This window comes from Halomonas sp. DP5N14-9, from assembly GCF_019802175.1.
Classification (GTDB): domain Bacteria; phylum Pseudomonadota; class Gammaproteobacteria; order Pseudomonadales; family Halomonadaceae; genus Halomonas; species Halomonas litopenaei.
The window spans coordinates 139,898-162,636 of record NZ_JAHVHR010000020.1; the positions used below are offsets into that span (position 1 = coordinate 139,898).

Annotated in this window: 18 protein-coding genes; 10 read left to right on the forward strand and 8 right to left on the reverse strand. The window is 64.8% G+C overall.

The genetic code is table 11. The features are described 5' to 3' along the window. Positions 1-99 precede the first annotated feature (99 nt). The 5 genes from msrB (at position 100) to ggt (ending at position 6,186) form a co-directional block, all read left to right on the forward strand. Entirely contained in the window at positions 100-498 is a 399-nt protein-coding gene (msrB, locus tag KUW00_RS11855) for a peptide-methionine (R)-S-oxide reductase MsrB (RefSeq protein ID WP_045994885.1), read from the forward strand. A gap of 271 nt (positions 499-769) precedes the next feature. Then, on the forward strand, positions 770-1,804 hold the full coding sequence (gene ylqF / locus KUW00_RS11860) for a ribosome biogenesis GTPase YlqF (protein ID WP_222569170.1): 1,035 nt from the start codon (positions 770-772) through the stop codon (positions 1,802-1,804). Positions 1,805-1,912: 108 nt separating this feature from the next. Next, on the forward strand, positions 1,913-3,142 hold the full coding sequence (locus KUW00_RS11865) for a pyridoxal phosphate-dependent aminotransferase (protein ID WP_045994887.1): 1,230 nt from the start codon (positions 1,913-1,915) through the stop codon (positions 3,140-3,142). 185 nt (positions 3,143-3,327) lie between these two features. After that, a complete protein-coding gene (htpX, locus tag KUW00_RS11870) occupies positions 3,328-4,227 on the forward strand; it encodes a protease HtpX (RefSeq protein WP_045994888.1) in 900 nt (299 codons plus the stop codon). Between the two features lie 219 nt (positions 4,228-4,446). Then, positions 4,447-6,186, forward strand: a complete 1,740-nt coding sequence (ggt, locus tag KUW00_RS11875) for a gamma-glutamyltransferase (RefSeq protein ID WP_108449652.1) — start codon at positions 4,447-4,449, stop codon at positions 6,184-6,186. Positions 6,187-6,383: 197 nt separating this feature from the next. Here the strand turns inward: ggt and pdxB are convergent, their stop codons facing one another. Beyond that, positions 6,384-7,568 carry a 4-phosphoerythronate dehydrogenase PdxB gene (gene pdxB, locus KUW00_RS11880; protein WP_108449653.1) on the reverse strand — a complete coding sequence of 395 codons (1,185 nt, stop codon included), beginning with the start codon at positions 7,566-7,568 and terminating at the stop codon, positions 6,384-6,386. Between the two features lie 186 nt (positions 7,569-7,754). Here pdxB and KUW00_RS11885 point away from each other — a divergent pair, with 186 nt between their 5' ends. After that, positions 7,755-8,036, forward strand: coding sequence for a hypothetical protein (locus KUW00_RS11885; RefSeq protein WP_045994908.1), 282 nt, complete (start codon positions 7,755-7,757; stop codon positions 8,034-8,036). Between the two features lie 2 nt (positions 8,037-8,038). Beyond that, complete coding sequence (locus KUW00_RS11890; RefSeq protein WP_045994891.1) at positions 8,039-8,389, forward strand: hypothetical protein; 351 nt, start codon at positions 8,039-8,041, stop codon at positions 8,387-8,389. Positions 8,390-8,480: 91 nt separating this feature from the next. Here KUW00_RS11890 and KUW00_RS11895 read toward each other — a convergent pair whose 3' ends face one another. Beyond that, entirely contained in the window at positions 8,481-8,840 is a 360-nt protein-coding gene (locus KUW00_RS11895; protein WP_240184286.1) for a glutaredoxin family protein, read from the reverse strand. Next, on the reverse strand, positions 8,840-11,152 hold the full coding sequence (gene rlmKL / locus KUW00_RS11900; protein ID WP_222569175.1) for a bifunctional 23S rRNA (guanine(2069)-N(7))-methyltransferase RlmK/23S rRNA (guanine(2445)-N(2))-methyltransferase RlmL: 2,313 nt from the start codon (positions 11,150-11,152) through the stop codon (positions 8,840-8,842). The genes KUW00_RS11895 and rlmKL overlap by 1 nt, the downstream gene beginning before the upstream one ends. A 296-nt stretch (positions 11,153-11,448) precedes the next feature. On the opposite strand from rlmKL, the gene rmf reads away from it, so the two are divergent. After that, positions 11,449-11,655 carry a ribosome modulation factor gene (rmf, locus tag KUW00_RS11905; RefSeq protein ID WP_045994893.1) on the forward strand — a complete coding sequence of 69 codons (207 nt, stop codon included), beginning with the start codon at positions 11,449-11,451 and terminating at the stop codon, positions 11,653-11,655. 81 nt (positions 11,656-11,736) lie between these two features. On the opposite strand, the gene KUW00_RS11910 is transcribed toward rmf, so the two are convergent. Beyond that, the gene (locus KUW00_RS11910) at positions 11,737-12,753 is read right to left on the reverse strand and encodes a quinone-dependent dihydroorotate dehydrogenase (RefSeq protein ID WP_045994909.1); all 1,017 of its coding nucleotides are present in this window, start codon (positions 12,751-12,753) and stop codon (positions 11,737-11,739) included. Between the two features lie 128 nt (positions 12,754-12,881). Further along, positions 12,882-13,172: an encapsulin-associated ferritin-like protein gene (locus KUW00_RS11915; protein ID WP_045994894.1), complete on the reverse strand. Its 291-nt coding sequence runs from the start codon at positions 13,170-13,172 to the stop codon at positions 12,882-12,884. A gap of 101 nt (positions 13,173-13,273) precedes the next feature. Between KUW00_RS11915 and mgtE the strand changes: the two genes are divergently transcribed. Both mgtE and KUW00_RS11925 read left to right on the forward strand, forming a co-directional pair. Next, on the forward strand, positions 13,274-14,626 hold the full coding sequence (mgtE, locus tag KUW00_RS11920; protein WP_108131584.1) for a magnesium transporter: 1,353 nt from the start codon (positions 13,274-13,276) through the stop codon (positions 14,624-14,626). A 382-nt stretch (positions 14,627-15,008) separates the two neighbouring features. After that, positions 15,009-15,380, forward strand: coding sequence for a hypothetical protein (locus tag KUW00_RS11925; RefSeq protein WP_045994896.1), 372 nt, complete (start codon positions 15,009-15,011; stop codon positions 15,378-15,380). Positions 15,381-15,555: 175 nt separating this feature from the next. Here KUW00_RS11925 and KUW00_RS11930 read toward each other — a convergent pair whose 3' ends face one another. From KUW00_RS11930 to murI, 3 genes are all read right to left on the reverse strand, one after another. Then, complete coding sequence (locus KUW00_RS11930; RefSeq protein WP_045994897.1) at positions 15,556-20,397, reverse strand: NAD-glutamate dehydrogenase; 4,842 nt, start codon at positions 20,395-20,397, stop codon at positions 15,556-15,558. A 213-nt stretch (positions 20,398-20,610) separates the two neighbouring features. Further along, entirely contained in the window at positions 20,611-21,717 is a 1,107-nt protein-coding gene (gene trmA / locus KUW00_RS11935) for a tRNA (uridine(54)-C5)-methyltransferase TrmA (protein WP_213228462.1), read from the reverse strand. A 93-nt stretch (positions 21,718-21,810) separates the two neighbouring features. Continuing rightward, complete coding sequence (gene murI, locus KUW00_RS11940) at positions 21,811-22,623, reverse strand: glutamate racemase (RefSeq protein ID WP_045994899.1); 813 nt, start codon at positions 22,621-22,623, stop codon at positions 21,811-21,813. Positions 22,624-22,739: the final 116 nt, after the last annotated feature.

A 22,739-nucleotide genomic window follows, 5' to 3' on the forward strand; every position in this document is an offset into this window, starting at 1 on the left:
GCTTGAATACCGAGGCTGCGACTTTGATGCCGTCGTGGGTGCCGCATCGACGCGAACCACGATGCGCAAGCCTCGACCGAACGTCACGGGAGACCGTCCATGCGCAAGAAGATCGAGAAGTCCGACGCCGAATGGCGAGAGCAGCTTACCCCGGAGCAGTACCACGTCACCCGCGAAAAAGGCACGGAACGTCCCTTTACCGGTGACTACCAGATCACCGAGGTGCACGGCATCTATCACTGCGTGTGCTGCAACGCCCCCTTGTTTGAAAACGAGCACAAGTTCGACGCTGGCTGCGGCTGGCCCAGCTTCGACCGTCCGCTGTCCTGCGAAAGCGTGCAGCGCCACGAGGACACCAGCCACGGCATGCACCGCATCGAGGTCACCTGCCATCGCTGCGATGCCCACCTGGGCCATGTGTTCCCCGACGGGCCGACCAGCACCGGAGAGCGCTTCTGCATCAATTCGCTGGCCATCGACTTTCATGAGGGGGAGTAGGCGTTGCGCCCTCCCCCGGCCTACGCCCCAGACGTCTCTCTCCCCTTGCCCCTTCCCTCCTCGTTGCAAGCCCCTGTGCCCGCCGCCAGGTGTTTCTCGGCGGGCCTGGCGCGCTTGTCGCCCGGACCTTGCGACCTCGCCTCCCACCGCGTGCGACCCTGCCCTCCATCATCTGCGACCTTGTCATCCACCGCTCGCGACATTTGCCTCGCATTTCCATAAGATGGGGAGCCATTTGCGCAACACCCTTTAGAAAAGGCAGGAGAACGAGATGCTGGGCTGGTTTCCGGGACACATGAACAAGGCGCGACGCCAGATTCTCGAGGCGCTGCCGGAAATCGACGTGGTCATCGAGGTGCTGGACGCGCGCCTGCCCTATTCCAGTGCCAATCCGATGCTGGCGAGCCTGACCCGCCACAAGCCGGTACTCAAGATCCTGTCCCGAGCCGATCTGGCCGATCCTGAGGGTACCCGTGCCTGGACCGCCCACTTCGACGCCCAGCCAGACACCCGCGCCCTGGCGGTGACCACCACCAATACCCGCGAGCTCAAGCGCATTCCCAAGCTGTGCCATGAACTGGCTGGCCAGGTGCGTGCCGACCGCGACGTGCGGGTGATGGTGATGGGCATCCCCAATGTCGGCAAATCGACGCTGATCAATGGTCTGGCGGGACGCACCATCGCCAAGACCGGTAACGAACCGGCGGTGACCAAGCGCCAGCAGAAGGTACGCATCCAGGGTCGCGTGGCGCTGACCGACACCCCGGGCGTGCTGTGGCCAAAGATAGAGGATCAGGCCAGTGCCTATCGTCTGGCGGCCAGCGGCGCCATCCGCGATACCGCCATCGACTATGTCGATGTGGCCCTGATCACCGCCGCCGAGCTGGCCAAACGCTATCCAGAGGCGCTCAAGGCACGCTATAAACTCAAGGCGCTGCCGGCCTACGAGGCCAATCCCGACGCCGACAAGGTCGAGGCCGACGGAGACGCTCGCCCGGACCTGATGGCGCTGGCCGGCTTCGACGGCCACGCCATCCTCGCCGAGATCGCCGCCAAGCGCGGTGGCCTGCGCGCCGGTGGCGAGATCGACCTGCACCGCGGCAGCGAGGTGCTGTTGCACGAACTGCGTGACGGCAAGCTCGGGCGCCTGACCCTGGAGACCCCGGAGGACATCCCGGCGCCTGAGGAAGCCGCTGTCGACGCCGCAGACCATGCCTCGGAAGACGGCTCGCAGGATGTCACAGAAAGCGCCTCGAAGGCAGCACCTCACCAGGGTGCCCAGGGCGGAGCGGCGAGCGACGACTAGGCCGCACGCCCGGCCACCGCCGCCCCGGCAACGCATCGACAGGACTCACCAACAACGACACTCCCGCCCCGGCGGGCACGGACACACGGACCCAGCGAGACCCGCGCCATGGACACGCCCACCCTTTCCAAGTCTCACAAGCTCGACAACGTCTGCTACGACATCCGCGGGCCCGTGCTCGAGCACGCCAAGCGGCTGGAGGACGAAGGACAGCGCATCCTCAAGCTCAATATCGGCAACCCGGCGCCGTTCGGCTTCGAGGCGCCGGAAGAGATCCTGCAGGACGTGATGCGCAATCTACCCACCGCCCAGGGCTACTGTGACTCCAAGGGTCTCTACTCGGCGCGCAAGGCGATCATGCAGGAGTGCCAGCGCAAGGAGATCCCTGGCGTAGGTATCGAGGACATCTACATCGGCAACGGCGTCTCCGAGCTGATCGTGATGGCCATGCAGGCGCTGCTCAACGACGGTGACGAGGTGCTGATCCCGGCCCCCGACTACCCGCTATGGACCGCTGCGGTGAACCTGTCCGGCGGGCGTGGCGTGCACTATCTGTGCGACGAACAGGCCGACTGGGCGCCAGCGATGGACGATATCCGCGCCAAGGTGACCAGCCACACCCGCGCCATCGTCATCATCAACCCCAACAACCCCACCGGTGCGGTCTATCCCCCCGAGGTGCTGCGCGAGCTGCTCGACATCGCCCGTGAGCACAACCTGGTGGTGTTCTCCGACGAGATCTACGACAAGATCCTCTACGACGACACCGTGCACGTGGCCACCGGGGCACTGGCCAGCGAAGACCAGCTGGTGGTGACCATGAACGGTCTGTCCAAGAGCTACCGCTGCGCCGGCTTTCGCAGCGGCTGGATGACCCTGTCCGGGGCGGTGGCACGCCAGCGCGCCAACGACTTTATCCAGGGCCTGACCATGCTGGCCTCGATGCGCCTGTGCGCCAATGTGCCCGCCCAGCACGCCATCCAGACCGCACTGGGGGGCTACCAGTCGATCAACGACCTGATCCTGCCCGGCGGGCGCCTGCTGGCCCAGCGCGACATCACGGTGGAAAAGCTCAACGCCATCCCAGGGGTCAGCTGCACCACGCCCAAGGGCGCGCTCTACGCCTTTCCGCGCCTGGACCCCAAGGTCTTCAATATCCAGGACGACCAGCAACTGGTGCTGGACCTGCTGCTGCAGGAGAAGATCCTGCTGGTCCAGGGTACCGCCTTCAACTGGCCCGACCCGGACCACGTGCGCATCGTCACGTTGCCCTGGGCCGATCAGCTCGGCGACGCCCTGGATCGCTTCGCCCGCTTCCTCTCGCGCTATCGCCAGTAAGCGGTCACGCCGACGTCATCGCCGGGTGCCAGCATCGAATCCGCTATCTCGACGCTGGCACGGTGATAGCGTCATCCGCGCCCGGGCGCTTGAAACTTGTCGCTCCAGGGCTTATCTAAGCATCTGATTCCTCCCGTCGAGCCGATTGGCTCGGCAGGTTTCCTTCCTTACGGAGAATGTCGGCAATGATGAGAATCCTGCTCTTCCTGGGCACCAACCTGGCGGTGATCCTGGTGGCGAGTATCACCCTGCGCCTGCTCGGCGTGGAGCCCTACCTCAACGCCCAGGGCATCAACTTCAACAGCCTGCTGATCTTCTGCTTCGTGTTCGGCATGGCGGGTTCCATGGTGTCGCTGTTCATCTCCAAGTGGATGGCCAAGCGCTCCACCGGCACGGTGATCATCGAAAATCCCTCCAACGCCACCGAGCAGTGGCTGGTCGACACCGTCGCCGAGCTGGCCCGCGAGGCCAACATCAAGACCCCGGAGGTCGGCATCTTCCCGGCCCAGCAGTCCAATGCCTTTGCCACCGGCTGGAACAAGAACGATGCCCTGGTCGCGGTGTCCGCCGGTCTGCTCAATCGCATGCAGCCCGAAGAAATCAAGGCGGTGCTGGCCCACGAGATCGGCCACGTCGCCAACGGCGACATGGTCACCCTGGCGCTGATTCAGGGCGTGCTCAACACCTTCGTGATGTTCTTCGCCCGGGTGGTCGCCCAGGTGGTCGACAGCTTCCTGCGGCGTGACGACAACGAGGGCCTTGGCTTCTTTGGCTACATCGCCGTGGTCATGGTCGCCGAGATCGTGTTCGGCATTCTGGCCTCGATGATCGCCGCCTGGTTCTCGCGCTTCCGCGAGTACCGCGCCGACGCCGCCGGGGCCAAGCTCGCCGGTTCCGGCGCCATGATCAATGCCCTGGCTCGACTCAAGGCCGAGACCCAGATGCCCGACCAGATGCCGGACACCCTGACCGCCTTCGCCATCACCACCGGCCAGACCCGCAAGCTGATGGAAAAGCTGTTTGCGAGTCACCCGCCGCTGGACGACCGCATCCGCGCGCTCAAGGAAGCCGCCTACCGCCAGTAAGCGCACACTTGATGCGCTCGCAACGCCCCCGCCCGGCCCTGCCTGGCGGGGGCGTTGTCGTTGGAGCCGGCTTTCACTTACTCCTCTCGGCACACCCAGGATCGCTTCGCCATTTGCGCGTACGCCTCGTCACGACAATAGTTAAGCAGCGTACAACGAGGCGTTCTGGCCGCACGGCCAGCGGCCTGCAACGATCTACCGAAAACACGAGGGTATGCCATGTCAGTCTCTTACTCCCTGCGCGGGGCAATCGCAGGCTCGGCGCTAGGGCTCGCTCTGGGTCTCGTCTCGACCTCGGCGCTGGCCGACAGTCAGGCGATCCTGGAAGGCGAACGCTTCCATCCTGAGGTCAGCACCCGCGGCATGGTCGCTACCAGCCACTTCCTGGCCTCCGAGGTGGCCCGAGAGGTGCTGGCCAACGGCGGCAATGCCGTGGACGCCGCCGTGACCGCAGGCTTTGCGCTGGCGGTCACCCAGCCGCGTTCGGGCAATATCGGCGGCGGCGGCTTCATGCTGATCTCCGACGAGAACAGCGATGAAGTCATCGCCATCGACTACCGCGAGAAAGCGCCCAAGGCGGCCTACGAGACCATGTTCCAGGACGACAACGGCGACGCTGTGGCCGAGCTGTCCCGCTACACCCACAACGCCGCCGGCGTACCCGGAACCGTGGCAGGGCTGGCGCTGGCGCTGGAGCGCTACGGCACCATGAGCCTGGCCGAGACCCTGGCCCCGGCCATCAAGCTTGCCGAAGAGGGCTTCGCCGTGCCCCAGCGCTTCGTCGACGGCATCGACAGCGCCAGCGAACGCTTCGAGCCCTGGGAGGCCAGCCGCGCCAAGTTCTTCAAGGAGGATGGCTCGCGCTACCAGGTCGGCGACATCTACCGCCAGCCGGACCTGGCCGCCACCTTGAAGCGCATCGCCGAACAGGGCCCCCGTGAGTTCTACGAGGGTGAGACCGCCGAGCTGATCGCCGCCGAGATGGAGCGTCACGACGGCCTGATGACACGGGAGGATCTGGCCAGCTACGAGGCCACCGTGCGCGACCCGGTGCATGGCAGCTACCGTGGCCACGACGTCTACGCGATGAGCCCGCCGTCCTCCGGTGGCGCCCATATCGTGCAGATCCTCAACATCCTCGAGGACGACGATATCGGCGAGCTGGGCTTCAACTCGGCCCGCACCATCCACCTGATGGCCGAGGCAATGAAGCGGGCCTACGCCGATCGCTCCCAGTATCTGGGTGACACCGACTTCGTCGAGGTGCCCCTGGCCGGGCTGACCTCCGAGGAGTACGCCGCCGAGCTACGCAGCGATATCGCCGCCGACCAGGCCACCCCGAGTGCCGATATCGCGCCAGGCAACCCGCTGCCCTACGAGTCCAACGAAACCACCCACTTCTCGATCGCCGACGGCAACGGCCTGGCGGTGTCCAACACCTACACCATCAACTTCAGCTATGGTTCGGGCATCGTGGTCGACGGCGCCGGCTTCCTGCTCAACAACGAGATGGACGACTTCTCGGCCAAGCCGGGGGTACCCAACGCCTACGGTCTGATCGGCGGCGAAGCCAACAAGATCGAGCCGGAGAAGCGCATGCTGTCGTCGATGACGCCGACCATCGTCAAGCGCGACGGCAAGAACTACCTGATCACCGGCAGCCCCGGTGGCTCGCGCATCATCACCACCACCCTGCAGGTGCTGATGAACGTGATCGACCACGACATGAACATCCAGGCAGCGGTCAGCATGCCGCGCATCCACCACCAGTGGCTGCCCGACGAAATCCGTATCGAACAGGGCGTCAGCCCCGACACCCTGGACCTGCTGGAGAGCATGGGCCACACCGTCAGCCAGCAGGAGGCCATGGGTGCCGCCCAGTCGATCCTGATCGAGGACGGCGTCTTCTACGGCGGCGCCGATCCGCGCCGTTCCACCTCCTCGGCCATGGGGCTGTAACCTGCTGACACCCAGGCAACGCCAAGACTTGGCCGCGACGCCAAGACTCAGCCGCGCGATGGAAGTCGCAGTAGAGGATGTCCGCCCCAACAGACAAGGGCCCGGCGCATGGCGTCGGGCCCTTGGGGTGTCCATGTAGCTGGTCGGGAAAGACCACTTGGACGGCGGTGCCGTCTGTGTCAGCGGTGCCGTCTGAGTCAGCGGCAGTCCACTTGAAAGCCGGCCCCGGACAGCAGGGGCGCCAGCTCCTGCGCCTGGCCGACAAGCTCCAGCGTCAGGGTCGAAAACTCACGACGCAGCGGATAACTCGCCCGACACTGATCAAAGCCCTTGCCCGGGTCATCGACGGCCATGGCTCGCAGCAGTCGATCATGATCGCGCCGCGGGTCATACACCGCCCGCATGCAAAGCGCCAGCGCCTCCTCCGGCGACAGGCCGCCATCGAGCACCAGGCGTGACAACGCGGGAGCGGGCAGCAGCTCCGCGAGGGAAACCCTTTCCCCCAGCCCCAGGTGGGCCACCAGCGCCTGATGGATCTGATGGGTACCGCGCAGCTTGCCGTCCAGGCTATGCCCCGCGATATGGGGCGTGGCCAGGGCGACCTGGTGCGCCAGTACCTGGTCGATGGAGGGCTCTTCCTCCCACACGTCGAGCAGTGCGGCGAGGTCATCACCGCGAGCCAGGCGTCGGCTCAGCGCCTGACCGTCGACGCAGTCGCCACGTCCGGCATTGAGCAGCAGCGTACCGGGCAGCAGCGCCTCGATGCGCCGGGCGTCGAGCAGGTGGCGAGTAGCGTGGCGTCCCTCGCGCACCAGCGGGGTATGCAGGCACAGCACGTCGCAGCTGTCGATCAGGGCGTCCAGCTCGACAAAGTCCTGGCCGTTCTCGTCACCGGCTCTGCTGCTGGCTTCCCTCTCGGCCCGGGGCGGGTCGCACAGCCGGTGCTCGATGCCCATGGCGGCCAGACGGGCCGCCAGCCGGCCGCCTACATTGCCGACGCCGACGATACCCACGCGACGCTCGAGCAGCGACTGGCCACGACGCTCGCAGGCCAGCATCAACGCCGACAGCACGTAGTCCACCACCGGCTCGGCATTGCAGCCCGGGGCGCTTGCGAAGGTGATGGCATGGCGCGCCAGGGCGGCCTGGTCGACATGGTCGGTGCCAATGGTGCAACTGCCGACAAAAGACAGCGGCGAGCCCTTGGCCTTGGTGGCCTCGATCAAATCGGCGTCGAGACGCGTGATCGAGCGAATCACCAGGGCATCCACATCGGCCAGGCTGTCGGCGTCGATCTCGCGCCCCGGCCGGCGGCTGACCTGGCCAAGCGGCGCAAAGCAGGCATCGGCGGCGGGCACGTTGGCATCGACAAGAATCTTCATGGGGTTCCCCGGGTCGCAGGTATCGGGCTCCCGGTCATGCAACCGGGCTATTTGTGGATTAGCCTCAAGGGCTTACAATGCCCATGATAACCATAATGGAAACACTGCAAAGGCTTTATCAGCGTTTCCAGAAACGGAGCCGGCGCCCGCCCTCCGTAGCCACCAAGTGATATGACGGGAGTCGCCGTGATCGTCCGCTGGGAAACCGACCATGACTATGTCCTCGTGCACGTGCACCAGGACATGTTCGGCGACTGGATCTTCAGCCGTGCCTGGGGCCAGATCGGAACCCAGTTCGGCGGGCTCAAGCATCAGCTGGCCGATGACTACGGTCAGGCAATGATGTGGCTGGAAGACGAGAAGACCATCCTCGGATCGCGAGGTTTCACCAAGGTCCTGGAAGCCGACGACCATAGCCCGGAAGGCCGTGAAGCCATGGGGCAACTGTCACTGCTGGACGAGCACTGAGCATGGCGGACACCTCCCCTGCCAGCCTGGCTCCCCGACTGCGTGCCCTGCTGGAGAGCCTGCCCGACAGCGCCCTGCCGATCACCTACCAGCAGGCCGCCGAGGCTCTAGGGCTCACCCCGCCACGCACCATCCGCCGGGTGGCCGAAGCCCTGGAAATCACCATGCGCGAGGATGTCGCGGCCGAACGACCGCTGATCGCCGCCCTGGTGGTCAGCCGCCAGGCACCCCAACTGCCGGGCCCTGGCTTCTTCGAACTGGCGGTGGCACTTGGGCGTCTTGACGAGGAGCCGACCTCACATCTCGAGGCCTACCAGCGAGAGCTGGCCGCTGCCCTGGCGACCCGCCGCTAACGCGGTGGCCGCCATGGCGACGAGGCCACCACTACGGGCGCTCTCGCCATAGCCCTTGTTACAGTCATCCTACAGCCATCCCGGCACCCGCTCAGAGCTTGCCGAAGACGCGGCGTCCCTTCACCCGGGACGCTGTTACTGCGGGAGCCTCCCTCCCCTGGCTCGCCGAGTCCGCTTCGGCTTGCACAGCGACCACTTGCTCGCTCAACCACCCGCGTGTCGCCAGCCAGCGCATGACGGCATCCGGCTCCACCCGCCCCTCCAGGACGTCATCGGGACGTTCAGCGTCGATCAGCACCGGGATCCTTTCGCCGTAACGGCGAAGCAGGGTGTCGTCTTCGCTGATCTCGATACGCTCGATGGTGAACTCCACCCGGGCAAGGGCACGCACCAGGGCTTCCATCTGCTCGCACAGATGGCAGCCCAGGGTGGTGTAGAGCGTCAGTACCATCACGACGCCTGCCGATGGCGGATGAGGAAGCAGTGGTGCAGGTCCGGCCGGCGGCTGAAGTCAGGGTCGAAGGTCTGACGCGAGATGTCCTTGACCTCGAAGTCGACGGCAAGCTCGTCATCCATCTGAAAGCGCCGCTGGTTGTTGGAGAACACCAGGGTACCGCCCGGCGCCAGCCGAGCCATGGCCAGGCGCACCAGGCGCGGGTGGTCCCGCTGGACATCCAGGGTGTCTTCCATCTTCTTGGAGTTGGAGAAGGTCGGCGGGTCCATGAAGATCAGGTCGAACTCGCCGCCTGCGGTCTCCAGCCAGCGCAGGCAGTCGTCGCGCACCACCCGGTGGCGCGACGGGTCGAGCCGGTTGAGCGCGAAATTGTCCCGCGCCCACTCCAGGTAGGTGTTGGACATGTCGACGCTGACACTGTCACTGGCGCCGCCCTCGGCCTCGCTGCCGAGCGCTGCCTGCACCGTGGCCGTGGCGGTGTAGCAGAACAGGTTGAGAAAGCGCTTGCCGGCAGCCATCTCGCCGAGCATACGGCGCACCGGGCGATGATCGAGAAACAGCCCTGTGTCCAGATAGTCACGCAGGTTGACCCACAGCGTCGCGCGACCTTCGGTGACCTGGAAGCGCTGGCCGCTTCGCCCCTGCTTCTCGTACTGGGACTTGCCCTGCTGACGCTTGCGCCGCTTGATCACCACCTTGCCGGGGTCCACTTCCAGCACCTCGGGAATCACCCCGAGGGCATCGAACAGACGCCGCTGGGCCTGGGACGGGTCGATGGACTTGGGCGCGGCGTACTCCTGAACGTGGACGTGATCGCCGTAGACATCGATGGCCAGGGCATACTCGGGCATGTCGGCGTCGTACAGCCGATAGCAGCTCTCGCCGCTGCGCTTGAGCCACTTGCGCAGCTTCTTCTGGTTCTTTTCCAGACGGTTGGCAAACATCTGGGCGCCCTCGCTACGAGGTGCCGTGGATGTTGCCTGGGTATCGGAGGATGCCGACCCTTCACCTGCCCCGGTGGCCGGGCTGGCCTGGCCATCGACCGCCGACGTCGCCTCAGCGTCATGGCGGCGACCCTGGCTCCGATCCCGGTTCTGATCCTGGCCCAGGTTCTGGTTCTGGCTCTGGCCATCGCGGCGTGCGATATCGATCAGCAACAGCTTGGCCTCGAGCGGGCCGTTTCTCAGCGCGTACTGCTTGTGGGCGCGCATGCCGAGACGGTGGCCAAGGTCCGGATTGCCGGTGAACAGCGCCAGGCGCCAGCCACCGAAGTCGGCCTTGAGCCGCTCGCCCAGGTCCGAATAGAGCCGCACCAGCTCCGGCAGCTCGCCGATACGCTCGCCGTAAGGCGGGTTGCTGATCACCAGCCCCGCAAGCTCGGGGTCGAGCACCCGCGGCCGCGACAGGCGATGCACGCTGGCGCCATCGAGGTGGATCAGCGCCGGGATGCCGGCGCGCATGGCGTTGGTCTTGGCCGCCGACAGCGCCGGCGGGCTCTGGTCGAAGCCAAAGATCACCGAGCGCGCGCGTTTTCGTCCGATGCTCGCCCGGGCCTCGGCCTCGCGCAGGACCTCGCGCCACAGCGCCGGGTCGTGGCCGGCCCAGCGGGCAAAGCCGAAGCGCTCCCGGTTCAGGTTGGGCGCCATGTCGGCGGCCATCAGCGCAGCTTCGATCAACAGCGTGCCCGAGCCACACATGGGGTCAACCAGCGGCGCCCCCTGCTTGGCCAACTCCGGCCAGCCGGCGCGCACCAGCAGCGCCGCCGCCAGATTTTCCTTGAGCGGGGCGTGGCCGGTATCGCGACGATAGCCGCGCCGGTGCAGGCTGTCGCCGGACAGGTCGATGCCCAGCGTCAAGCGGCCACGGTGCAGGTGGGCATACAGGCGCACGTCGGGATGACGGACGTCGACATCGGGACGCGCCTGGCCGGCCGCACCAAGACGGTCGACCACGCCATCCTTGACCGTCTGGGCGCCGAAGCGGGTGTGTCGAATCTCGTCACTGCGACCATGAAAGTCCACCGCGATGGTGGCACCGGCAGGCAGATGGCGCTGCCAGTCGACGGCGGCGGCGGCATCGTGCAAGGCATCCGGCGTTTCGACGCCTTCCGTCCGCGCCAGACACAGGATGACCCTGTTGGCCAGGCGCGACCACAGACAGGCCCGGTAGGCACCCTCGAGATCGCCCTCGGCGTTCACGCCTGCCACGGTGGTCTTGCCCGGTGTCAAGCCGAATGTGACTAGCTCGTCGGCTAACAGTTGTTCGATGCCCCGTGGACAGGTTGCCAGAAGGTCAAGCTTCTCAGGCACTTGCTTCTCCTACATTAATGATGACTGCGAAAGCCATTATTCGGTTAACCATTTCATGACGACAAGGTGAACAGGTTGTTACAAAACAACAGTCGACAATGCCGAGCGGCTTACGCTATCAATGGAATGGTAGCTACGAGATACGACACATGTGTCCCTGTCAACAAGCCTTCATTTCGTGCGACTCGGGAGAGCCTGCACATCGCAGGGCTTGGGCATCACGGGCCTGCCGCTTGCATCCCCCGAATTTCCCGCAGGGGCAGGTCAGATTGGTACCTTTGTCACGAGGTAGACCCATGAAACGACAGAAACGTGATCGCTTCCAGCGTGCCTATGTACATGGCTACAAGGCCGGTCTCTCGGGTAGATCCCGCGATGACTGCCCCAGCCAGGACATCAATCTACGGGAATACTGGATGAGCGGTTGGCGTGAAGGTCGTGGGGACCAGTGGTCGGGCATGACGGGAGTGTCCGGCATTCACAAGAACCCCATGGTGCTCTGATAACGCAGTACTGTCGAGGTAAAGGAAAGACCCGCCAAGCCCATGGCACAAGACGCCATGGGCTTTTTGCTGCCCGCCCTTTCAGCGCGCCGACGCCAGCGCCCTGGCGCACTCCCGGACCAGCCCCGGTCCGCGGTAGATAAAGCCCGAATACACCTGCACCAGATCCGCCCCTGCCTGACGCTTGGCCACCGCCGCCTGGCCACTGTCGACGCCGCCGACGCCGATGATCGGCATGTCGGGCAACGCCTGGCGCAGCCGCTCGATCACAAGGTTGGAGGCATCGAACACCGGGCAACCCGACAGTCCGCCCTGCTCATCGGCGTGCGCAAGCCCTTGCACCGCTTCACGGGATACCGTGGTGTTGGTGGCGATCACCGCGTCGATGCCATTGTCCGCCAGCGCCCGCGCCACCAGGACGACCTCTTCCTCGTCCATGTCCGGGGCGATCTTTACCGCCAGCGGCACACGGCGTCCACTCTGTTCATCGAGGCGAGTGCCTGTCGAGCGCAGGCGTCCGAGCAACTCATCGAGGTGGTCGCCGAACTGCAGGTTGCGTAGCCCCGGGGTATTCGGTGACGAGATATTGACCGCCACGTAGTCGGCGTGAGCGTGAACCCGCTCCAGGCAGTAAAGGTAGTCGTCACCGGCGTCCTCCACCGAGGTGGTCAGGTTCTTGCCGATATTGATGCCGATCACCCCGCGGTAGCGGCTGGCCTTTACTTGCTCCACCAGGTGATCCACGCCGAGGTTGTTGAACCCCATGCGATTGATGATGGCGCCACGCTCGGGCAGGCGGAACAGCCGGGGCTTGGGGTTGCCGGACTGGGCCCTGGGGGTCACGGTGCCGACCTCGACGAAGCCGAAGCCCAGCGCCCCCAGGGCGTCGAGGTGATCGGCGTTCTTGTCGAGCCCCGCCGCCAGGCCGATACGGTTGGGGAAGCTCAAGCCCATCACGTTGACCGGATCGTCCACGCGGGCACCTGCCAGCAACCGCGTCGCCTTCACGCGCGCCGCCCAGTCCAGCGACGTCAAGGACAGGCCGTGGGCCCGTTCGGGATCCAGGCGAAACAACAGGGAGCGGGCGAGATCGTACATGGCGTCTCCGAGGCGAAAAAGGACGAGGGCGCGCGGCCGGGCGCGAGTATAGCGCAGCCGCGACGCCACGACGACTTCCTGAATCAGACCTCAGCCGTTTTGCCCAAACGGGCTTTCATCCCAGGTCGTCAGTGTCCAATGTCCCCTTCAGTAAACAGAAACTCGCGTAGATACTTGTCCATGGCGGGATCCTTGCGGCGCAGCCACTCCAGGGTCATAGCCGCGTGCTCCTTTTCCTCATCACGGTTATGTTCGAGGATCTTGCGTAGATCTTCGTCCTGACAGGCGTCAACTCGCTGGTTGTACCAGTCGACTGCCTCCAGTTCCTCCATCAACGACACGATGGCGCGATGGTAATCCCGGGTCTGCGCCGTCAACTCTTCCACCGGTTCGTGGTAGCCCTCGCTCGATCCAGCCATTCGCCACTCCTTTTCTTTGTAAATAGTTGTGTTCTACTAACTCCATCAACGTAGGACACGATCGTTGTCTTGTCAGTCAGCGACATATGCCGGGAGGGCCCATGACAGAAGTGACCGAGACGTTTGAAAGCCAGCTGTCGCGCATCCACCTGGCCCTGGAAGACGAGAACCCCCAGGAGGTCTCCGAGGCCCTGGAGGATCTCGAACCCGCCGAGGTCGCCCTGCTGCTCGAATCGCTGCCGCTGAGCGAGCGCATCAGGCTATGGGAACAGGTACCAGCGGAGGACGACGGCGAGGTCCTGCTGCACGTCCATGACGAGGTGCGCAGCACCCTGCTCGAGGACATGGACCCCGAGGAGATCGTCGCCGCCACGGCAAGCCTGGACACCGCCGACCTGGCCGAGCTGTTCGAGGACCTGCCCAAGCAGGTGGCCGAGGACATGCTGCGCACCATGGACGAGATGCAGCGCACTCGTCTGCAGGAGACCCTGTCGTTCGAGGAAGACAGCGCCGGACGCCTGATGCGTACCGACGCCATCGGGGTACGCTCCGACGTCACCCTCGAGACGGTGCAGCGCTTTCTGCGCTGGAAGGAGTCGATCCCGGACAACACCGACAACCTGATGGTGGTGGACCGCATCGGCCACTTCGTCGGCGTGCTGCCGCTGGCCCGGCTGGTTTCCCACGACCAGGAGACCTCGGTGGCGGAGCTGATGGACGCCGACGTCGACGTCATCCAGGGCGACATGAAGTCCCGCGACGTGGCCACCCTGTTCCAGACCCACGACCTGACGTCGGCCCCGGTGGTGGACAACGACGGCATGTTGATCGGCCGTATCGTCATCGACGATATCGTCGACGTCATCCAGGAGAACTCCGAACAGGCGCTGATGAACATGGCCGGCCTCGACGAGGAGGAAGACCTGTTCGCGCCGGTGTTGCCCAGCGCCAAGCGCCGTGCGGTATGGCTCGGCATCAACCTGCTGACCGCCTTTCTCGCCGCCTGGGTCATCGGTCAGTTCGAGGATGCCCTGGAGAAGGTGGTGGCGCTGGCGGTACTGATGCCGATCGTCGCCAGCATGGGCGGCATCGCCGGCAGCCAGACCCTGACCCTGGCCATTCGCGGCCTCGCCCTTGGCCAGATCAGCAAGACCAACAGCAACTGGCTGCTGCGCAAGGAGGTCGGCATTGCCCTGCTCAACGGTGTCGTCTGGGCCCTGGTGGTGGCGGTGCTGGCGGTGCTCTGGTTCAAGAGCGTGGCGATCGGCGTGATCATCGCCGCCGCCCTGGTCATCAACATGCTGGCCGCCGGGGTCTGCGGCATCGTGATTCCCCTCGTGCTCAAGCGCATGAACATCGATCCAGCGCTGTCCGGCTCGGTCATTCTGACCACCGTCACCGACGTGATCGGCTTCATGTCCTTCCTCGGCCTGGCGACGATCTTCCTGCTGTAGCGCTTCGCTGAGCGGATTCATCGACCGGCCATCACTGCCCCACGGGCACTGATGGCCGATCGGTGGTCCCGCCACCTGCGTCGCAAGTCTGCCGGCTCCTGCCTCCCGCTTGGTGCGCCCCTCGTCTGCTGTCGCTTATCTGCCGGCTCTTGTCTACCGACTCTTGTCTCCCGCTTGGTGCGCCCCTCGTCTGCTGTCTCTTATCTACCGGCTCTTGTTTGCCGTCTCCTGTCTGCCGTCTCCCGTCTGCGACACCCCCCGTCGCCGGTACGCTACTCTTGTGCTGCTGTGCTGATTCGTTAGCATGGTCAGCAAGGCGCGGGTGACAAGCGCCCATCCCTGCTGGAAACAGGGATCCCCGAGACGGAAAAGGAGAGACCGCATGATGATCAAGACTCGCCCCATGATGCTTGCCCTCGGCGCCGTTGCCGCCCTCGGCCTTGCCGGCTGCGCCAGCGACAGCGCCTCGATGGAGAAAGAGAGCACCGACTACATCGTCACCGGGCTCGGCGATGATCGCCAGGAAGCCCTGGAAGAGGCCAAGGAGCGCGCACTGGAGCAGTGCGAGGCCCAGGATCGCGACGAATTCATCATCGAGGAGCAACAGGTGCTTGGCCCCAACACCAGCCCGGAAAAGCGTGAGCGCGCCGAGGCCATGGTCGAAGGCGGCACCGTCAACGAAGACACCAACCTGGCGGCGCTGAACGACGACAGCGAAGGCTTCAAGGCAATCTGGAGCATCAGCTGCCGCTAAGCCTCGGTCCGTTGGTTGCCGACAATGCCTGCAAAGGCCAGACGCAAGAAGGGCGCCCCTGGGGGCGCCCTTCTTGCGTTGTGTGAACCAACGTCACGGATTCACTCGATCGGTGTCGGCTACGACGAGGACGCCCGTCGGGCGTCCTCGCGTGGTCGACTCACTGACCCGGGGTCTAGACCTCGCTGTTGCTCTCGGCCAGATCCACCAGCTCACGCACCGCCACGGCAAACAGCGGGAAGCCGCCCTGGGCGCCACTGTCGACCTCGTTGATCAGGCGGCACCAGCGCTTGTGCATGGACTCGTGGTGCTTGAGCCACTGATCGACACGTCCGGCGGTATCGCGGGCGCCGCTCTCCATCTTCATCACGCTGGCGGTCAACGCCATCTGCTGACGCTCGATGTCGTCGCGGAAGGTCTCCCGCGCCTGGGCCTGCCAGCTATCCTTCACCGGCAAGGCGGTAACCTGCTGGATCATCCACGGCAGCTCCAGACGGGCGCCGATCTCGTAGCAGACCTCGGCCACCTTCTGCGGCTTCTCGTTGACCTGACGGGCGGTCTGGATGATGCCCAGCGCCGCGTACAGGCTATCGGCCGCGGCCACGGTGGAGGCCAGCGCCTCGGGCACCCCGGCGTCGACGAGTTCGTCACGGCGGGCCTGCCAGGCCTCGAGTTCCTCGCCACGCAGACGCTTGCCGATATTCTCCTGCAGCTGGGCAATACGCGGCTGGTAGTACTCGATGCAGTCACCGGCAGCCTGGCCCGAACGATGGCGCAGGAACCAGCGTGAAGCGCGGCGAATCATGCGCATCAGGTCGAGCATCATGCCGTACTGGATATCGGTCGAGACCTGATTGTCGAGCGCTTCGATCTGCTCCCACAGCTTGGGCAGCTGGAAGCTGTCACGGGCGATGACGTAGGCCCGCGCGATGTCCGCACGCCCCATGCCGGTGGAGTCGATCAGCCGGCGGGTGAACACGATGCCCATGTGGTCGACCAGATCGTTGGCCAGCTGGGTCGCCACGATTTCGCGCTTCAGGCGGTGGCTCAGGACCTGGTCGCGGTAGCGCTCCACCAGGCTCTGGGGGAAGGCCCGGGTGGCGTGCTGGGCGATGATCTCGTCGTCGGGCACGTCGGAAGCGATCAGGTCGCCTTTGAGCGTGCTCTTGGCGTAGGAGATCAGCACCGACAGCTCCGGCAACACCATGCCCTGGTCATTGGCGGAACGCTCCTGGAGCTCCTCGTCGGAGGGCAGGAACTCGAGTTCGCGATCGATCTGACCGGCCGCTTCCAGTTCGCTGATAAAGCGGCGATAGGGCCCGATCCCCTGGTGGGACAGCCGCTCGGACAGATCCAGCGCCAGGGTCTGACGATAGTTGTCGGTCAGCACCAGCTCGCTGACTTCCTCGGTCATGTCCGCCAGCAGCTGATTGCGCTGCTTGTCGGTCATGTCACCGTTGGCCACCACCTCATCGATCAGGATCTTGATGTTGACCTCATGGTCGGAGCAGTTGACCCCGCCAGCGTTGTCGATGAAGTCGGTGTTGACGCGCACACCACGCGCCGCCGCCTCCATGCGCCCGCGCTGGGTCAGGCCAAGGTTGCCGCCCTCGCCTACCACTCGGCAGTTCAGTTCCTTGCCGTCGATGCGCAGCACGTCGTTGGCCTTGTCGCCGACCTCGGCGTCGGTCTCGGTGCTGGCCTTGACGTAGGTGCCGATGCCGCCGTTCCAGATCAGGTCGACCTTCGAGCGCAGCATCGCCTGGATCAGCTCATTGGGCGGCAGCTTGTCTTCGCTGATGCCGAAGACCTCCTTCATCTGCGGCGTGATCTTGATCGACTTGGCCGCACGGGAGAAGACGCCGCCGCCTTCGGAGATCAACGAAGTGTCATAGTCTTCCCAGCTGGAGCGCGGCATCTCGAACAGGCGCTTTCGCTCCTTGAAGGTGCTGGCCGCATCCGGCGTCGGGTCGACGAAGATGTGCATATGGTTGAAAGCACCGACCAGGCGAATGGTCTCGGACAGCAGCATGCCGTTGCCGAAGACGTCACCGGCCATGTCACCGATACCGACCACGCTGAACTCGTCGGACTGGGTATTGATGCCGAGGCCACGGAAGTGACGCTTGACCGACTCCCAGGCGCCCTTGGCGGTGATGCCCATCTTCTTGTGGTCGTAGCCGTTGGCGCCGCCGGAAGCAAAGGCGTCACCCAGCCAGTGGCCATACTCGATGGAAATCTCGTTGGCGATGTCGGAGAAGGTGGCGGTGCCCTTGTCGGCCGCCACCACCAGGTAGGGGTCGGCCTCGTCGTGGCGTACCACGTTCTTCGGCTCGACGACCTCGCCACCGACCAGATTGTCGGTCACGTCCAGCAGCGCGCGGATGAAGGTCTGGTAGCAGGCGATGCCTTCCTTCTGGGTGGTCTCGCGATCGGCACCTTCCGGCATGCGCTTGCACACGAAGCCGCCCTTGGCCCCCACCGGCACGATCACCGAGTTCTTGACCTGCTGCGCCTTGACCAGCCCGAGCACCTCGGTACGGAAGTCCTCGTGGCGATCCGACCAGCGCAGGCCGCCACGGGCGACCTTGCCACCGCGCAGGTGAACACCCTCAACCCGCGGAGAGCAGACGAAGATCTCGAACATCGGGCGCGGCTTGGGCATACCGGTGACCTTGGACGGTTCCAGCTTGAACGACAGGTAGTCCTTGAAGCCGCCGTCTTCGGTCTTCTGATAGTAGTTGGTGCGCAGGGTCGCCTGGATCAGCTCCACGTAACGACGCAGCAGCCGGTCGTCGTTGAGGCTGGCGACGTCGTCGAGCAGGCCATTGATGCGCTCGACACAGGCCTCGATCTCACCCTCGGCGGGACGATCCTCGGGATCGAAGCGCAGCTCGAACAGGGTCACCAGCTCGCGGGTGATCTGCGGGTGGGCCACCAGTGCATTGGCGATGAAGTTCTGGGAGATGCCGAAGCGGATCTGCTTCAGATAACGCGCGTAGGAGCGCAGCATCGCCACTTCACGCCAGTCGAGGTTGGCGCCGATGATCAGACGGTTGAAGCGGTCATTGTCCGCCTCGCCGGCCCAGATGCGCTGGAAGGCCTCGATGAACGGCTTGCGCATCTCCTGCAGGTTGACCTCGGTGTCGGTGTGATGCTCCAGATCGAAGTCGTGGATCCAGTAGCTCTCGTCCACCGCCTCGACCTCGTAGGGGCGTTCACCGATGACCCTGAGCCCCAGGTTTTCCATCATCGGCAGCACGTCGGACAGCGGAATCGGCTTGCGCTTGTGGAACAGCTTGAGGTTGACGCCGCTGCCCTCTTCCTCGATCAGTCGGTACAGCGACAGCGCCAGCGGCTTGCCGTTGTCCAGCTCGCCGATGTGCTGCAGGTCGTAGACCGCGGTGCGGGCACTGAAGTCTTCCTGGTAGCTGGCCTGGAAGGCGTCGCGGAAGCGATCCAGCAGCTGGTTGGCGTGTTCCTCGCCGAAGCCTTCGATGGCGGCATTGAGCAGATCATCGCGCCAGTTGCGGGCGAGCCGCGCCAGCTTCTCTTCCAGCGCCTTGATGTCGTAGTCGGTCGGCGTGTCGCCGTTGAAGCGCAGGATGAACTGGATCCGCGCCAGCACCGATTCGGACAGGTAGGTGTTGAAGTCGCCGAAGGTGGCGTCGAGTTCCTCGCACAGCAGGTTCTGCAGACGCAGACGAAGCTCGGTGGAGAACACGTCGCGCGGCACGAATACCAGGCACGAATAGAAGCGACCGAAGCGATCCTCGCGGATGAACAGCCGCACCCGGCGACGTTCACGGATATCGAGGATACCCAGCGCCGTCTGGGCCAGCTCGTCTGTGTCGATCTGGAACAGGTCGTCGCGGGGATAGACCTCGAGGATCTGGGTCAGCTGCTTGCCGTTGTGGCCCTTGGGGTTGAAGCCGGCGATATCCATCACCGTCTTGAGCTTGCGCCTCAGGATCGGAATATGACGCGGCGAGTCGTTGTAGACCCCAGCGGTGAACAGCCCCAGGAAGCGACGCTCGCCGATGACGTTGCCCTTGTCGTCATAGCGATCAATAGTCACGTAATCCGGATAGGTGGGACGGTGGACGCGGGCGTGGAAGGCACTCTTGGCGAATGACAGAAGCTGCGGCACCAGCACGTAGCGATCGCCCTCGACCCCCTGGTCGGTGCGGATACGCTGGCGATACTGGGCATCGGACAGACGGAACAGACCGAGCTCGCTGCCGTCGACCTGATTGAGGCTCTGGCCACCGTTGTCCTTGTCGACGGTGAACTCGTCATAACCGAGGAAGGTGAAGTTGTCTTCCAGCATCCATTCGAGGAAGGCCACCGCCTCGTCGTGATCGGCCTTGTCGATCGGGCCCGGGCAGCAATTCTTGAGCTCGTCGATGGTCTCGCGGATGCGCGCGCGCATCGGATCGAAGTCCGCCACCGCCGTGCGCACTTCCTTCAGCACCTCGTGGATGCTCTGCTCGATGGCCGACAGCTCCTCGGGGTCGGAGTGACGATCCACTTCGATGGCGATCAGCGACTCACGATGCTCGGGGGCGTCCTTTTCACCCGGAGACGACACACGCTCGACCCGGTGCTGCTTGTCACGAGCGACCGACAGGACCGAATTGTGGATGGCGTGGACGGTCATGCCACGACGGTTGAGCTCGATGCGCACCGAGTCGACCAGAAACGGCATGTCTTCGTGCAGCACCGCGACAAAGGTGTGGGTCGACTGCCAGCCGTGCTCCTCGAAGTCAGGGTTCATGACCTTGACCTTGGGTGAGGCCGGATCGAACTGCTGCAGGAAGTGCCACACCGACAGGGTGGCGCCGTACAGATCATCCAGGCGCCGCTCGCTGAGATCCTCCAGCGGCACCGTGGAGTAGAAATGGCGAGCGAAGTCACCCACCAGACCGGCCTTTTCCTGATCGAGGCGTCCTTCCAGCTTTTCCTCGAGTTGCTTGAGCAGATCCTCGCGACTGTCATCCTGTGCGACGTGTAACATCCTCACCTCGGTTGGCGGCGGCCACTTCACTGTGGCCTGTGTAAAGGTAGTGACGAGCGTGCTGCGCGGCGCTACGCATCCGGCGCTCCCGGCGCATTCGGCAAGCTTACGCCAATCCCCACCCCACCCCCATCCAGATGCCCGCCTTCTCATGGAGCATGACGGTTACGCATCCCCCCTTGACAGCACGCTTGCGTTAGGATCGTTGGCGCCTCAGGAGCGCCGTTCCAGCAAGACCCCGCACTCACAGTGATGGGTGAAGGGGAACTGGTCAAACAGAGCGAAACGAACGATGCGGTGCGTCCTGGTGAGCTGTTCGAGATTGACGGCCAGGGTGTCCGGATTGCATGAAATATAGACGATACGCGGGTATTCACTCAGTTGATCACAGCTGTCGGCGTCCAGACCGGCCCGCGGTGGGTCCACCAGCACTGTGGAGAAGTCATAGTCACCCAGGCACATCTCGTCCACTCGCCGGCCTGTTTTCTCCCCTTTGAGCGCAGAAGAGAAGTCTTCGGCAGACATCCGCGCGACAAAGGCATTGGTCACCGCGTTGGCCTCGAGATTGACCCTGGCGCTTGCCACCGAGGTGCGCGAGATCTCGGTGGCCAGAACCCGGCGAAAATTCTCTGCCAGGGCGATGGTGAAGTTGCCGTTGCCGCAGTAGAGCTCGACCAGGTCCTGCTGCTGGCTGCCCGCGGTCACCTCCCGTGCCCAGGACAGCATGGAGGCGCAGATGCGCGCATTGGGCTGGGTAAAGCTGTTTTCCACCTGCTGGTAGTGCAGTACCTGTCCGTCCACCTCGAGACGTTCCCACACGTGGTCGCGGGTCAGCACCAGCCGCTGCTTGCGTGAGCGGCCGATGATCATCACCCCAAGCTCGCGCTCGAGTTCCCGGGCATCCCGCTCCCAGTCTTCTTCCAGCGGGCGGTGGTAGATCAGGCTGATCAACGTCTCACCCGCCAGGGTGGTCAGAAACTCCACCTGAAACAGCTTGCGCCGCATCACCGGGTTGTCACGGATGGCGTCGAGCAGCGCCGGCATCAGGGCATTGATGCGCTCGCTGGCCACCGCGAACTGGTCCATGCGTACCAGTCGCTTGTCGTCGGAGTCCTCGGGATTGACCTCGAACATCACATAGTAGAGATCGTCGCCCTCATGCCAGACGCGAAACTCGCAGCGTTGCCGGTAGTGACTCGGCGGTGACGGATACACCTCGAGCTCGGGCGGAGAAAACCGCGCAAACTGCTCGACCAGGCGATCACGCTTGGCGGCGAGCTGTTCGGCATAGCGTTCGGGTTCAACGACGGGTATGGCCACGGAAACTCCTGGAAAAACGATGAACAATAAACAAATGACGTGGGCGATGGCGGCGTGGTCAGCGCCGCTGCCGGACGGTGTACAAGAGGTGGGTCAAGCGCTGGGCACGTCCAGCAGGCAAGGGGCCGCAAAGCCGAAGGACGCAAGCCCTCGCGTCAGCCTTTCCGAGGCGTCCGTCGCACCTGACGAATCCCGCAATAGACTCGTGACCCAGGCCGCATCGAGGCCCTGTCGGGCATCCGGGCCCACCGCCACCTGGGCCGTCCGTCGGGCAATGGCGTCGCCGGAGTCTACCCAGGTGACGGCCCGCGGCATGGCCTCGTCGAGCCAGCGACGCAGCAAGGGAAAGTGGGTACAGCCCAGCACCACCGTATCGATACGGGCATCCTCCACAAGCGCTGCCAGCGCCTGGCGAACCACCGCAGGATCGATAGCGTGCCCCTGGATGGCGCGCTCCGCCTCGGCCACCAGAGCGTCGGCGGCCACCTTCTCGACCTGGCAGTGCGGCGCATAGCTGTCGATCAGCCGCTGGGTGTAGGGCCGGGCGACCGTTGCGCTGGTGGCCAGCAGTGCCAGATGCCCGCTGCGACTGGCCTGGGCGGCCGGCTTGATCGCCGGCACCGTGCCCACCACCGGCACGTCCAGGCGTTCGCGCAAGGCCTCCAGTGCCAGGGTGCTGGCGGTATTGCAGGCCACCACCAGGGTATCGGCACCGGTACGATTCACCGCCGCCTCGCACACCGCGACGATCCGCTCGACCAACCAAGGGTCCGGCCGCGTACCGTAGGGCAGCATGGCGTTGTCGCAGCAGTAGGCAAGCGCCGTATCGGGCAGATGGCGTCTGAGCGCCGCCACCACGGAAAGCCCGCCCACGCCGGAGTCGAACACCAGCACAGGTCCGGCCATCAAGCCTCCTCCCTGACGGGCAAAGCCCATGCCCACCGCCACTGCCGGACGGCGGGGAAATATCCCCCACGATCGGATCGGGCCGCCATCGAGGCCGACCGGAGACGGGGAAGGAG